Consider the following 13,188-nt stretch of genomic DNA (forward strand, 5'->3'; position numbering starts at 1 on the left):
CGGCAAACCCGGAGGCCGGCCTGTTTTTCAGCAGCAGCTTATATCTGTGTCCAACCGCCCGGCTGTCCGGCACACCGCCCGGTCCAATCCTTTCGCCACTTTATTGCCCCGAAGCCTGCAGCTTCTGCAGCGTCGTTTCTTCGTCTTCGATGACGCCGAACTCCATCAGCAGATCCTCCAGCTCCTCCATGGAAATCGGCGTCGGGATGGTCAGCATGTCGTTATGAAGGATTTTGTCCGCCAGAATTTCGTATTCCTTGGCCTGCTTGTGATCCGGGTTATACTGGGCCACCGTCATGCGGCGGAGCTCCGCGTGCTGCACCACATTGTCGCGGGGCACAAAATGAATCATCTGCGTGTTCAGCCGCCGGGCCAGCTCCGTAATCAGCTCATCCTCCCGGTCGGTATTCCGGCTGTTGCAAATCAGCCCGCCAAGCCGGACGCCGCCGCTGTTTGCGTATTTCAGAATTCCGCGGGCGATATTGTTGGCTGCGTACATCGCCATCATTTCGCCGGAGCAGACGATATAGATTTCCTGGGCCTTGTTCTCGCGGATCGGCATCGCGAACCCGCCGCAAACTACGTCGCCGAGTACATCGTAGGAGACGAAATCCCGGCCTTCATATGCCCCCTGCTGCTCCAAAAAATTAATCGCCGTAATAATACCCCGGCCCGCGCAGCCGACTCCCGGCTCCGGTCCGCCGCATTCGACGTTCAGGATGCCGCCGAAGCCCTGCTGCACCACGTCCTCCAGTTCCAAATCCTCGACCGTACCGCGTTCGGCGGCCAGATGAAGCACCGTCTGTTGGGCTTTTGTGTTCAAAATAAGCCGGGTAGAATCCGCCTTCGGATCGCAGCCCACGATCATAATATCCTGGCCGAACTTGGTTGCCAGCTGAGCAAGCGTATTCTGGGACGTGGTTGATTTTCCGATGCCGCCTTTGCCGTAAAACGCGATTTGACGCATAATGGATCATCCTTTCGATACGGGAATGGGGTCAAAATATCGGTTGTACTTCACGGATTCCAGCACTTGTTCTTCAATTTCGCCTTTGCGGACGAGCGGCAGAATTCCCGCCCGGTTCAGCGCGGCCCGCGGCGCGGCGCCTATGCCCGAGCAGAGCAGCAGCCGGCAGTCGCCAAGCAGCGAACAGATTTCCTGAAGCGTCGCTTCCTTATCGCCGTTGCAGTCAGCGGTGCCGACGCAGTAAGCCTGAATCTTCCGGACGCCGAGCAGCTTTATGGAAGAACCGTCGGACTCGTAGACAAGAAATTCGGTCGCATGGCCGAAATGCCGGTTCACCTTGCCGCCGCCCCGGGTGGCAACGGCGACGCGGGTGGCGGCGATGCTTGGGGCCCGCTTCCCTTCCATCGGGAGCGGTCCGCAGCGGGACTGCCTGGCGGCAATCCGCTGGCGGATGCGTGTGTCCAGGTCCTCCTGGAATTTCCTCCGGGCGTCCGGATCGGGCTGCGGATCCGCCGGGAGGTCCGCCAAAGTGAAGTCGCCGCTCCGGTCCTGGCCAAGCAGGCCGACCGCATCCGCACGGCACTGCCGGCAGTGCCGCATGACCCGCAGGCCATCCCGGCCGATTTCCTCCTGAATGCGGTAAAGCTCCTTGGGCCGGGGAGCCCTACGCCCTTCCGCTTCATAGCGGCTGCCCGGCGCGATAATGAGCGGGGTGACATTGTGGACGGCCGCGCCGAGTTTCCGGATCACTTTCGACACTTCGGGAAGATGTTTATCATTGACGCCGGGGATCAGCACGGAATTGATTTTGACCAGCACTCCCCGCGAAACCAGCGCTTCAAGTCCCTGAAGCTGACGGGAGAGCAGCAGCTCCGCGGCCTCTTTTCCTTCATACCGTTTCCCCTCATCAACGACCCAAGGGTAAATCTCGCGCCCGATTTCGGGATCAACGGCGTTAATCGTGAGCGTCACATGGCCGATTCCGAGCTCTGCAATCCGGTCAGCATGCCGGTAAACAGTCAAGCCATTGGTGCTGAGGCACAGCATAACATCCGGCACGTGTCGCCTGACCCGCTCGAACGTCTCAAAGGTGCGTTCGCTGTTCGCCAGCGGATCACCAGGCCCGGCAATTCCGACCACCGACAGCTGCAGCAGCTGGGCCGCGACGCCTTTTACCTTGCGTTCCGCCTCGGCCGGCGTCAGTACTTCACTGACCACGCCGGGCCTGCTTTCGTTCACGCAGTCAAACTTGCGGTTGCAGTAGTTGCATTGAATGTTGCAGGCGGGAGCGACGGGCAGATGCATGCGGGCAAAATACCGGTGCGCTTCCTCGCTGTAGCAAGGATGGCGGCTTACGGCATCCGCCGTATCCGGTGATTGAAAAGGCTGACGCGATCTCATGTTTCGTTTCCCACCTCCTGATTCGGCCGGGCAAGCACCCTGCACTTTAATGTAATTATTTCTAACACATACATTTCTTATCAAGCTGTGATTTATCCCCATCATATTTTTATCAGCCTTTAGCGTCAATTAAGTTTCCACTCATTTTCAGCCGATTTGCAGCGTGTTTTCATTTCCGTCAATTTTTATGTAACTTTTACTTACATTTACATCCCATGTTTCCGTTTCCAACACAAAAAAGTCCAAGGAACGGCTGCACCGTCCGCTTGGACTTTTGGTAAAAAGATCCTGATTATCTGATGTTCCGGTTTCAAATTCATTTGTTGACAATTAAAATCAACTAATATATGATCTTCCTAGGCAATTCGCGAGTCTTCACTTTGGATAATTTCATACCCGTAAAGGGGAGTAGCTGTTAAATAAAGTCGTCAATACGAGCGTCCCTCGAGATTCTCCGGCTTTATTGGCAATCACCCATTGTTAGCGAGACCTTTACCATTCAGATCAACCTTGTATTCAGGGTTTTGATTTGTTTGGTAAAGGTCTTTTTTATATAGATTTGGGTCATCCTAAAGGGAAGCTCGACCGCGTTTGTAGCAAAATACATTTTTGGGGAGGACAATCAATGGATTTCAGTTTATTGATGGAATACCTGTGGGTTGTGGTCGTGCTTGTCGGGCTGGAGGGCCTGCTTGCCGCCGATAACGCGCTGGTACTCGCGATCATGGTTAAGCATCTTCCGGATGCGGAGCGCAAGAAAGCGCTGTTTTACGGTTTGTTCGGAGCATTTATTTTCCGGGCCGGCTCGCTCTTTATTATTTCCTTCCTGGTGGATATCTGGCAGGTACAGGCCATCGGCGCGCTTTACCTGCTGTTTATCGCCTTTAACCACATTATCCGCAAAGTAGTCGCGGCCCGCAAGGGAGTCACCGAAGACGCCGCCGAAAGCGGCTCGCAAGCAGCCGTGGATAAGAAAAAATCGGGCTTCTGGATGACAGTGCTGAAGGTCGAGCTGGCGGACATCGCTTTTGCCGTCGACTCCATCCTTGCCGCGGTGGCTCTGGCTGTCGCGCTTCCGCCAAGCGGTCTGCCGAATATCGGCGGTCTCGACGGCGGCGTGTTCCTGGTTATCTTCACCGGCGGTTTTATCGGTCTTGTCATCATGCGTTTTGCGGCTTCGTTTTTCGTCAAGCTGCTGCATGAGCGTCCGGGTCTGGAAGTTGCCGCCTTTGTCATCGTAGGCTGGGTAGGCGTCAAACTCGCGGTCATTACGCTGGCGCACCATTCCCTGGGCGTAATTCCGGAATCGTTTGCCCACAGTACGCCTTGGAAGACGACCTTCTACATTGTCCTGGTGCTGATTGCCCTGATCGGCTGGTTTATGAGCGGCAAGAAGGACAAATCGCATGAAGGTGAAAATCCTGTAAAAGAAGTGGATAAGCAGCTCGGCAAATAAGCCGGCGTTTAGCCGCATGCATGACAAAGAGCCTTCCCGGGTCATTCGACCTTGGGAAGGCTCTTTTGCCGTCCGCGCCGGCATTTGCTATATCCGTTGGCATGTGCTGTATACACCGCCGTTTACTGACCACGCGATCATTACTGGCCACGCCGCCGTCCGCGCCGGCATTTACCGGCAGCGCCTGCTTTAATAACTCAGATCCGCGCCGCCGGATGCGATCACTTTTTGATACCAGTAGAAGCTTTTTTTGGGGATGCGCCGCAGTGTTCCTCCGCCTTCATCGTCCTGGTCGACATAAATGAAGCCGTACCGCTTCCGCATCTCAGAAGTCGATGCGGAGATCAAATCGATGCAGCCCCAGCTCGTATAGCCCATCAGGTCCACCCCGTCGGCGATCGCTTCGCCCATCTGCTCGATATGCTTGGCGAAATAGTCGATCCGGTAATCGTCGTTTATCGTACCATCAGGCTCCAGCGCATCGACTGCGCCCAGACCGTTCTCCACGACGAACAGCGGAATCTGATACCGGTCGTACATCTCTTTCAGCACTACCCGTAAGCCGATCGGGTCAATCTGCCAGCCCCAGTCGGAGGATGCCAGATAAGGATTAACAAGGCCTTTGGTTAAGTTGCCTTCCGTCGTCGCCCCCGCTTCCTCTTTTACACTGACCGCGGAGGACATGTAATAGCTGAAAGAAAGGAAATCAACGACATGTTCCCGCAGCACCGCTTCGTCACCCGGCTGCATTTCGATTTGGACGCCGTAGCGCTCTAAGTGGCGGCGGATGTAGGAAGGATAATAACCTCTTACCTGTACATCGGAGCAGAACTGGGCCATCTGGTTTTCTTCCTGCGCCTTCAGCACATCGGCTGGATGGCACGTATACGGATAAACCAGCTTACGGGCCAGCATACAGCCGATCTGGAACCCGGGATTGATTTCCCGTCCGCGTTTAACCGTCAGCGCACTGGCGACAAATTGATGGTGCAGCGCCTGGAACGCCACCTGCTTCGGATTGTCCTTGCCGTCCAGCAGAATACCCGCCCCAAGGAACGGCGCCTTCAGCGTACAGTTGATTTCATTAAAAGTCAGCCAATATTTCACCTTATTCCGGTACCGCTCGAACACGGTTTCCGCATAGCGGACGAACAGCCCGACCAGCTCGCGTGATTCCCAGCCGTTATACTTCGTCGTCAGATGCACGGGCATTTCGTAATGGGACAACGTCACCAGCGGTTCAATGCCATGTTTGTGCAGCTCATCGAACACCTCATCATAGAAGCGCAGTCCGGCTTCGTTTGGAACGGAATCGTCTCCGTTTGGAAAAATCCGCGGCCAGGAAATCGACAGCCGGAAGACTTTGAAGCCCATCTCCGCAAACAAAGCGATATCCTCCTTGTACCGATGGTAAAAATCGATGCCACGCCGCTTCGGGTAATTGCCTTCCCCTTGGTCTTCGATTGCCGCCGCAAGCTGTGGTCCGCTCATTGCCAGCAGCTGCTCCAGGCCTTTACGCTCTTCCGGCGGGCAGTATTTCACCACATCGGCGGTGGAGAGGCCTTTGCCGTCTTCGTTATAAGCCCCCTCCACCTGATTGGCCGCAACCGCGCCGCCCCATAAAAAATGCTCAGGAAACGGGCTGTGCATTGGCGAGCCCTCCTTTGTCCGCCGCGGATGCTTTTTCTTCCGCCTGACGTTCCTGTGCGAGGGCGTCGGCATCCGCTTTTTTGAAGAACGGGTAATAAATCAAGAAGCTTGCGCCGATCATGACAAGCTGGAATGCGCTGACGCGCCAGCCTCCGTTCATCCAGCCGTTGACCAGCACGGGAATGCCGAGCGGCACCTGAATACCGTGCAGCACCGGCAAGATGCCGAGCGAGGTGAGCAGGATCGCCAGACCGCTGCTGACGAGCGGCGCAAGGATAAACGGAATCATCAGCCGGACGTTCAGCACCAGCGGCATCCCGAAGATCAGCGGTTCGTTAACGCCAATCAGGCTGGGGATAAACGCCAGTTTGCCAAGAGTTTTGTAACGGGCCGATTTGGCGAACAGCATCGCGATCACCAGCCCAAGCGTCGCCCCCGCCCCGCCAAGCAGCACATATACAGGGAAAAACGGGGAACCGATGATATGAATGCTTTCGCCTCCGCGCTGGTAAGCCTCAAGATTTTCAAGTCCAAGCGCTACCCAGATCGGTCCAACTACGGAATAGACAACCAGTGTGCCGTGAACGCCGAAGAACCAGAGCAGATGGATGACAAAAATACAGATCAGCATCGCCCACCATGTGCCGCCAAGGCTTGTAAGCGGCAACTGAATAATCGAGAACACAAATTCGTGCATGTTGCCGTATTTCGTGGCCGAAAAGAGGGCCGCAAGGATCAGCATCAGGACCGCTACGAGAAAACCCGGCGTAAGCGCCGCAAACGATTTTTCGACAGTTGGCGGAACGCCCTTCGGCATTTTAATGTAGAATTTTTTCTCCAGGACAAAAGTGTACACTTTACCAACCACAAGCGCGAGAATGATCGCGACAAACAGTCCTTTCGCCCCCAGCCAGGAATAGCCGTACGCCACGGTTGCTCCATCATCCAGCATACCTTTCGGCGTGACGAGCAGGAAGCTCATCAGCGCGAGAATGCCGGCGGAGAAGCCCTGCTGCTTATGCTGGACCGCAAAATTGTAAGCGATAGAAAATACCGCATACAGCGCAATGACGTCGGTGGTTACCGTTGCGGGAAGGGAGGTGTAGTCTTTAAGTCCGGAGCTGACCAGAAAGTTCTGGTACGGCTCCAGCTTCAGCGCATTGATCAGCGAAAAAATCGCTCCAAGGATCAGGATGGGCATGAGCGCCATCAATCCGTTGGAAATTGCGCTGATATAGGTGTTTTTCTGTACTTTGGTGCTTATTTTCTGAATCTTGGCTCTCCACTCCGCGCCGCCTGCCATGATTTAGACCCCCTTTTTCTCCATGAGATCCAGCGCTGTCGCCAGCACTTTATCTCCGTCCATCATCCCGTAATCCGCCATGTCGATGGTTGTAACCGGAATGTCCGGATACTCCGCGGCCAATTCGCCTTCCGCATGCCCCATTTGCGGGCCGAGCATAATAATGTCAAACGGTTTTTGATCCGCGATATCGCTTTCGGCCGCCGCGTCGATGACCACTTCAATTCCTTTGGCGCGGGCCGCCTCCTTCATCCGTTCCACGAGCATACTTGTCGAAAAGCCTCCTGCACAGGCAAGCAAAATTTTCTTCATCTTAGTTCACCGATCCTTTCAGGGTTTGCTCCAGCGTTTTGCGTTCCTTGATTTCTTCAATCAGTTCGACCGCCATTTCCCGCACGGTCAAGGCATTCATCAAATGATCCTGCGCATGAATCATCAGCAGCGTGATCTCCGTTTTTTCCCCGCGGCCTTCCGCCTGGATCAGTCCGGTTTGCACCTTGTGGGCCTTGGTCAGGCTTTCTTTTGCGCTTTTGATCATCTTGTCCGCTTCTTCCAGATCGCCTGTGCGCGCCGTGCGCACCGCTTTGAGGCTGAGGCTGCGGGCTTCTCCGCTGCTTGCGATAATTTGCATGACCGTTTGTTCATAATCCATGGTTGTCTCCACTCCGTATCTCTGTTTTTTTGTATAGTTAGTTGAGTCGAATTTAAAAAATCACCGGCAGACGCGGGCCAAACCTGCGCATTTCGAGATTAGCGGCAGCGCAGGACCGCAGGGGTCACAGCAGCCTCCCGATCTCTTCAATAAACTGGGCGTAGCTGGTCACCGACAGCAGCCGGTTCCGGCTTTCTTCCCGTTCCATGAGCACCAGCAGCAGCTTGCTGATCTCCTTATGCAGAAACAGCTGGCCTGGCTTCAGGTTGATGACAAAAATCAGCTGAACCGGCTTCCCCTCATACAGCAGCGGTTTGTTCAGCAGTGTCACATTGATGCAGTCCCGAATCGCGCTCATCCGCATCGGATGCGGGCCGGCAACCCCGTTTTTGTAGATCGTGGTAAATTTATGTTCGCGGAACAGCACCTGCTCGGGAAAATCGGCCGCGCCGTATCCGTGATTCACAATTTCGCGGCAGCGCTGCATTAACAGCTCCGTATAATCGTCCGGTCCACTCAAGTGGAACAGCTCCTCGCGGAACAGCTCCATAAAATCCATCAGTTTAAAAGAAGGCTGCTCGCGGTTGATCTGCAGGGACAGCACCTCTTTGATCCGCTGAATCTCCTGGTCGTCCAGCAGCTGCTTGATGTGGATGACCGGCTTGCGGGCAATTTCCGTCTCCAGCGGGACAGTCGTCAGAATCAGATCCACAGGCTGGGCAACGATCTCCTGCACCTCCGATGCAGATGCCGTGATCACCGATGCTTTGGGAAACAGCGCCTCCAGCTTTAGCCGGATTAAATGCGCGCTGCCCGCCCCGGTTGAGCAGATGACAGCAATCCGCTTGTAGCTCTCTAGGTTCCGCTGCTGCATGCGCTCCAGATGAGTGGCGAAATGCAAGGCGACATAACCCGCTTCGTCCCGCGACATCCGGAAGCCGTAACGTTCTTCAACGATTTCTGCGAACCGGAAGGAAATGAGAAATACGTTGGCGTATTGGCTGTACACGTCTTCCACCAGCGGGTTGCCGAGCTGGAGATTGTAGTACAGCCGGTTCAGCAGCGGGAACATATGCAGCGTCAGCGCTTCCCGCAGCTCCTCGTCCTGGCTGAACCGGGTCAGGAACTCCGCATCCAGCCGCTCCAGAATCGAACCGATGCCCGACCGCAAATGCGCTTTCGTCTGCTCCGACATGCGCTCCATGACGGTTTTGCCCGAGATGTGCACCGCCAGGTAATTGATTTCGTCTTCCGGCAGCTGGATTCCGTACCGGGCTTCGATCCACTCCGCGATCCCACAGGCGATGGTCCGGTACAGCGGTTCGGGGGCAGCGGCCATTGCCTGGCCGGAGACAATGAAGTTCCGCTTGGACACCCGGTAGAGCAAAATGAACAAGTGATTGACCAGGTTGTCCAGGAACACGTCGGTAATTTTCAATTCCTTTTCGCGCAGCAGACCCAGCAGGTAGTTTTTGAGGCCCGCCGTATCGAACTCCCGGGCATAAGCCCGAAAATCCTCCGTATGCTGCAGCGCCTGCCCCCGTTCGCCGGAAGACTGGAGCACGAAGTGGGAAAACGCTTTGCGGAAATCCTTTTCGTCCCCTTCCACCTTCATCCCGTAATGCGCCTTGCGGCTGAGGTTCAGCCGGAAAGCCGCCAGCCGCTGCTCCACCTCCTTCAAATCGGAGATGATCGTGGACCGGCTGACGCCGATTTCTTCAGCCAGCCGGTCCATCGGCTGATAACTGTCATATTGCAGGAGCGTCCGGAGCAGGTAGCGCTGTCTGGAGGTTTTGTTATCGAGATCCACCTGCTCGAGCCGCTCCGTTCCTTGCTCCAGATAGTCCTGAAAATCGGATTCCCGGTCGACCACCAGCAGATAACCTTGGCCGCGGACCATTTGAATCCGGAAGCCGTGCTTGCCGCCTGTCTTCTCCAGGGCGCGGATTGCACTCCGGGCCGTCCGTTCCGAACAGCCGAGCTCCGCGGTCAATTCGTTCATTTTGACGGGAACTTTGCGCCGGTGCAGCAGATGAACTATGGTGTATTCCCTCATGATATCCCTCGTTTTCGATACTAGTATCGGGGTAAAGCAACGCAGCTGGTTATGTACCCATCTTACTTGAAAGCGCTATTAAGTGAACAGTTTGGATTCTGCAGTTTGGAACGGCAGAAAGTACGCGGTTGCGGATGATTCGCTATAAACCGCAAACTTCCGCCTGAAGGAATCTTTAGGACTGGGCCGGAAGAGATAACCCTACCTAATGTTATTGGCATTCACAATGAACGTAATCCGGGACCCCGGGAATAAATAATGTGCCGTTCTCCCAAGTTCATCCAAACAATGGGATTACGGCACATTACTAAACCCTATTTGTTTTTACACGTCCGCATCAGCAGCGTTTAACGGAACAGCTGAGCGAAACGTCTCTCATACGGACTGTCTTACAGCGGAAAGCCCTGCTCCAGCGCAGTCAGCGCCTCCCCTAGCACTGCAGCAAAATCGGCTTCCGGATGATCCGCATAATGGAGCATGACCGAAATATTAACGCCTACTATGGCGCCAGCCAGCGCCCGAACCATAAGATCATCAGGCTGCCGTCCGGTACGTTTGGCTATCAGCTCGGCAAGCAGCTGCATCATTCCAGTCATGTTATTAACCGCCCTCGACCACAATTCCGGAATGGAGCGGATCAGCTGGTTCCGCTCGCGCATAGTTTCCAGCTCCTCCTCCGACATATTGGCAATTTCGGACAACATCGCATGTTTCAGCGCTTGAAGCGGGCTGATCCCGGAAGGTTCCTTCTCAAAGGTGTTGATCAGCAGCGCATCATAGTTGTCATGCGTCAATACTTCTTCTTTGCTGGCAAAGTAACGAAAAAAAGTGCTGTATGAAATCTCCGCGGCTTCGGCGATCTGCTCCACAGTAGTCGCCTTGTACCCCTGCTCGCGAAACAGCCGCAAGGCGTGTTTTTGCACCTCCGCCATCGTCTTGGCTTTTTTGCGTTCACGCAGCCCCAGCTTTGGCCGGTCTTCTGAAGCCATCGGCTAGCTCTCCCCTTTCTCTTGGATATTCCCTCTCTGGCGACGTCAATCCTTTCTAATTAACACAAGACCCTGCCCGCCGTCAACCAGCACATGATCCCCTGTCTTCAGTCTGGAGGTGGCCGTGCCACAACCCACAACCGCGGGGATACCCAGTTCCCGGGCAACAATCGCGGCATGGGACAGCGGTGCGCCAATGTCGGTAATAATGGCGGCCGATCTGGGAAACAGCGGCGTCCACCCTACATTCGTTGTCGAGGCGACCAAAATTTCCCCCGGCAGCAACTGGTGGCCTTCCTCCGGACAAGCCAGAACGCGAACCTTGCCTTCAATCCGCCCGGCAGCACCGGCAAACCCTTTTAGGGTATCGCCATCCGGAACGTCCGTTTTCACAGAAGCATCGTAATAATCGAGCCTGCGGTTAGGATCTTTTACCCATGTCCATGGATCAAACCGTCCCCGGATGACGGAAGGCAGCGGCGGCAGCCCTTTATACTTAATCACCATTTCTTTTCGCATGGAGAGATCCTTTGCGTAAGGCAGAGGTCCTCCGGCAAGCCAACCCAGGATTTCATCCAGATACAGAAAAAAAACATCGTCCCCAACTCCCGCGAGCTCTCCTGCCTTAAGCGCAAAAGTCCGGTTGAGCCGGAACGTTCTTGTCCATTCCGAGCGGACCGCCTCCCGCACGCGGGGCCCCTCCGCAGCATCGGTTATTTGTCCGGCCAGCCTTTTGATTCTCTGCGGATACCGGCGTTTCAACCTTTCCCAGGCCTCTTTGGCGCGCGCCATTTGCTGCTGCAGAAGCTCTTCCGCATTCAGCGGCGCTTTGCAGTACTCGGCAATCTGCTGATCCAGCCACAACTCGTCTTCAGCCGGACCCGGAATGGACAATTCGAATTCATGCGGACCGCGGTGACCGTATCTCAGCATATATTCGCTTCGGCTCATTTTCCCTTTGACGACTCTGGAAATTCCAGTCATTGGCCCCAAACTCTCCAGTTCCGTGCCGCCTCCGGCATTGGACAGCAGAGTATGCGCGTCCTCTTCGCCAACGAGCCGGCTCAGTTTCTTGAGGAACTTCTCAGATTGCTGCATTTTTGCCGCATGCGCCTCCAGTCCGGACCACATAGCCCGCATATTACGCGGCCACAGCTCCTCGTTCCATAAGCGCAGCAGATCATCCGCCGATCTGGCCTCCCGCAGCCTGGTATCCATTGTTCCGCACCATTCGGGCGTCTCCTTCAAATGCTGCGGCAGCGTCCGGACCGCTTCCCTGGTCCGTTTCATGCTGTACACCATTTTAGGCAAAACAGTCTTCAGTAGTTCCCGCTTGGAGTAAGGGTAAACCGGCACGTTCATTCCTTCCGGGATCACACCAAACACACGGCTCATTTTTTTAAGAATAGGCTTAATGCTGAGCCCTAAAGCGGAGAACATCGATACTGACAGACTAACATTCGCGTATACTCGTCCGCAAATATTTCCGGAGAACATGTATTGTCCCGGCAGAATACCGTGCTCCGTATCCAAAGACCGCAGCAGCGACCAGGTCAAGGGAGTACATACATCGGCTATGGATTCGCCCACATTATAATTTGTCCATACATAATCTCCGGTTAAGGAGTCGTTGACGGCGTACACTTCCCGGTTGCCCGGACTTAAAGTCGTAATCGGCCTTGTCTGCAGAAGGTAAACCTTCCCTCCGGCAACAGCCCACTCCATATCTTGGGGAGACCCCAGTTCCTTCTCAATTTTTGAGGCGTACTTGTACAGCCGCGCGGCATATCGTCTAAATTCCCGGGGCCCGTTATACCTTCCTCCTGGTCTTGTCAGGGTAAACGAACTGGCATTGCTTTCACCGGATACCAGCTGTTCTCCCAATCCCAATACGTAATTCCCCGGCAAAACCGCACGGCTGCCTGTAATGGGATCAGCGGTAAACAGCACACCCGAGATTTCGGACGGAACCATCAGCTGCACGACAATTGCCATCCGGTGCGCCGCATCCATGCCTTGAACTAAACTGTACACTTGTACTCTTTCCGTATGCACAGACTGAATGACTGTGCCAAGCGCCTGGCGTACTTCTTCGTCGGTCTCTACATTCAACACTGTCTCGAACTCTCCGGCATACGAGGCGGCCGCTGAATCCTCACTGAGACCCGAAGAACGGACTGCAAATAGCGCTCCGGCGTGCTTTTTGCGGATGGCTTGCAGCTTGACAACCACTTTATCCCACGCTAGAGCTGCTACATTTTCTCCTTCAAACGCCACCGGAAATACAACAAATCCTTCCGGCACCGGATAACCCTGCTGATATAAACGGGCAAGCATCGCCCCTTTGCCTCCCGCAAACTTGTAATCCTCCGGCACCATTTCCCTAAAGCTAAGAACACTTCTAGACTTATCCATTTTCAATCCCCTTCCCTCTACATAATGGAACTATATATTATTTGATACTTTATATCAATATTTTAGCTCATTAAAGCTTCATAGTGATAAGAATTGGAAAAATGCCTTTCATCCTTTTTGTTACTCCGATATCTACATCTTGTAAGAATCACCGGCCACATACCCGCTGATTTATTTCCCAACAAAAAACGGAAGACATCCGCGGGTGGGATGTCTTCCTTTTTCATTTGCAGGTTGTCATTTCTTTTTTAACTTGGAGTGCCCCATGATTTAGTTTTATTGGCGATCTGATTAGGTAT

The 13,188-nt window shown here is 54.5% G+C and carries 11 protein-coding genes; 2 read left to right on the forward strand and 9 right to left on the reverse strand.

Annotated features, from left to right (window positions below; genetic code table 11):
* Positions 1-100: 100 nt before the first annotated feature.
* Both nifH and nifB read right to left on the reverse strand, forming a co-directional pair.
* A complete protein-coding gene (gene nifH, locus ACE6ED_RS22125) occupies positions 101-967 on the reverse strand; it encodes a nitrogenase iron protein (protein ID WP_410829594.1) in 867 nt (288 codons plus the stop codon).
* 6 nt (positions 968-973) lie between these two features.
* Positions 974-2,368 carry a nitrogenase cofactor biosynthesis protein NifB gene (gene nifB, locus ACE6ED_RS22130; RefSeq protein WP_410829595.1) on the reverse strand — a complete coding sequence of 465 codons (1,395 nt, stop codon included), beginning with the start codon at positions 2,366-2,368 and terminating at the stop codon, positions 974-976.
* Positions 2,369-2,993: 625 nt separating this feature from the next.
* On the opposite strand from nifB, the gene ACE6ED_RS22135 reads away from it, so the two are divergent.
* The gene (locus ACE6ED_RS22135; protein WP_410829596.1) at positions 2,994-3,824 is read left to right on the forward strand and encodes a TerC family protein; all 831 of its coding nucleotides are present in this window, start codon (positions 2,994-2,996) and stop codon (positions 3,822-3,824) included.
* Between the two features lie 16 nt (positions 3,825-3,840).
* Entirely contained in the window at positions 3,841-4,017 is a 177-nt protein-coding gene (locus ACE6ED_RS22140; protein ID WP_410829597.1) for a hypothetical protein, read from the forward strand.
* Here the strand turns inward: ACE6ED_RS22140 and ACE6ED_RS22145 are convergent.
* The 7 genes from ACE6ED_RS22145 to ACE6ED_RS22175 all read right to left on the reverse strand — a co-directional run bounded on the left by ACE6ED_RS22145 (position 4,014) and on the right by ACE6ED_RS22175 (position 12,889).
* Entirely contained in the window at positions 4,014-5,474 is a 1,461-nt protein-coding gene (locus ACE6ED_RS22145) for a glycoside hydrolase family 1 protein (RefSeq protein WP_410829598.1), read from the reverse strand. The genes ACE6ED_RS22140 and ACE6ED_RS22145 overlap by 4 nt on opposite strands.
* Positions 5,455-6,777: a PTS sugar transporter subunit IIC gene (locus ACE6ED_RS22150; RefSeq protein ID WP_410829599.1), complete on the reverse strand. Its 1,323-nt coding sequence runs from the start codon at positions 6,775-6,777 to the stop codon at positions 5,455-5,457. The genes ACE6ED_RS22145 and ACE6ED_RS22150 overlap by 20 nt, the downstream gene beginning before the upstream one ends.
* 3 nt (positions 6,778-6,780) lie before the next feature.
* Positions 6,781-7,089: a PTS sugar transporter subunit IIB gene (locus ACE6ED_RS22155; protein WP_410829600.1), complete on the reverse strand. Its 309-nt coding sequence runs from the start codon at positions 7,087-7,089 to the stop codon at positions 6,781-6,783.
* A gap of 1 nt (position 7,090) precedes the next feature.
* The gene (locus ACE6ED_RS22160; protein WP_410829601.1) at positions 7,091-7,429 is read right to left on the reverse strand and encodes a PTS lactose/cellobiose transporter subunit IIA; all 339 of its coding nucleotides are present in this window, start codon (positions 7,427-7,429) and stop codon (positions 7,091-7,093) included.
* Between the two features lie 124 nt (positions 7,430-7,553).
* Entirely contained in the window at positions 7,554-9,485 is a 1,932-nt protein-coding gene (locus ACE6ED_RS22165; protein WP_410829602.1) for a BglG family transcription antiterminator, read from the reverse strand.
* A gap of 389 nt (positions 9,486-9,874) precedes the next feature.
* Positions 9,875-10,474 carry an acyl-CoA-like ligand-binding transcription factor gene (locus tag ACE6ED_RS22170; RefSeq protein ID WP_410829603.1) on the reverse strand — a complete coding sequence of 200 codons (600 nt, stop codon included), beginning with the start codon at positions 10,472-10,474 and terminating at the stop codon, positions 9,875-9,877.
* Positions 10,475-10,519: 45 nt separating this feature from the next.
* Positions 10,520-12,889: a PEP/pyruvate-binding domain-containing protein gene (locus ACE6ED_RS22175; protein WP_410829604.1), complete on the reverse strand. Its 2,370-nt coding sequence runs from the start codon at positions 12,887-12,889 to the stop codon at positions 10,520-10,522.
* Positions 12,890-13,188 lie beyond the last annotated feature (299 nt).

The organism is Paenibacillus nanchangensis, assembly GCF_046543445.1.
GTDB lineage: Bacteria > Bacillota > Bacilli > Paenibacillales > Paenibacillaceae > Paenibacillus_AQ > Paenibacillus_AQ nanchangensis.

Bases quoted from the DNA above. Each gene is read 5' to 3' on its own strand.
- nifH (WP_410829594.1), bottom strand. From the start codon at position 967: ATGCGTCAAATCGCGTTTTACGGCAAAGGCGGCATCGGAAAATCAACC.
- nifB (WP_410829595.1), bottom strand. From the start codon at position 2,368: ATGAGATCGCGTCAGCCTTTTCAATCACCGGATACGGCGGATGCCGTA.
- ACE6ED_RS22135 (WP_410829596.1), top strand. From the start codon at position 2,994: ATGGATTTCAGTTTATTGATGGAATACCTGTGGGTTGTGGTCGTGCTT.
- ACE6ED_RS22140 (WP_410829597.1), top strand. From the start codon at position 3,841: ATGCATGACAAAGAGCCTTCCCGGGTCATTCGACCTTGGGAAGGCTCT.
- ACE6ED_RS22145 (WP_410829598.1), bottom strand. From the start codon at position 5,474: ATGCACAGCCCGTTTCCTGAGCATTTTTTATGGGGCGGCGCGGTTGCG.
- ACE6ED_RS22150 (WP_410829599.1), bottom strand. From the start codon at position 6,777: ATGGCAGGCGGCGCGGAGTGGAGAGCCAAGATTCAGAAAATAAGCACC.
- ACE6ED_RS22155 (WP_410829600.1), bottom strand. From the start codon at position 7,089: ATGAAGAAAATTTTGCTTGCCTGTGCAGGAGGCTTTTCGACAAGTATG.
- ACE6ED_RS22160 (WP_410829601.1), bottom strand. From the start codon at position 7,429: ATGGATTATGAACAAACGGTCATGCAAATTATCGCAAGCAGCGGAGAA.
- ACE6ED_RS22165 (WP_410829602.1), bottom strand. From the start codon at position 9,485: ATGAGGGAATACACCATAGTTCATCTGCTGCACCGGCGCAAAGTTCCC.
- ACE6ED_RS22170 (WP_410829603.1), bottom strand. From the start codon at position 10,474: ATGGCTTCAGAAGACCGGCCAAAGCTGGGGCTGCGTGAACGCAAAAAA.
- ACE6ED_RS22175 (WP_410829604.1), bottom strand. From the start codon at position 12,889: ATGGATAAGTCTAGAAGTGTTCTTAGCTTTAGGGAAATGGTGCCGGAG.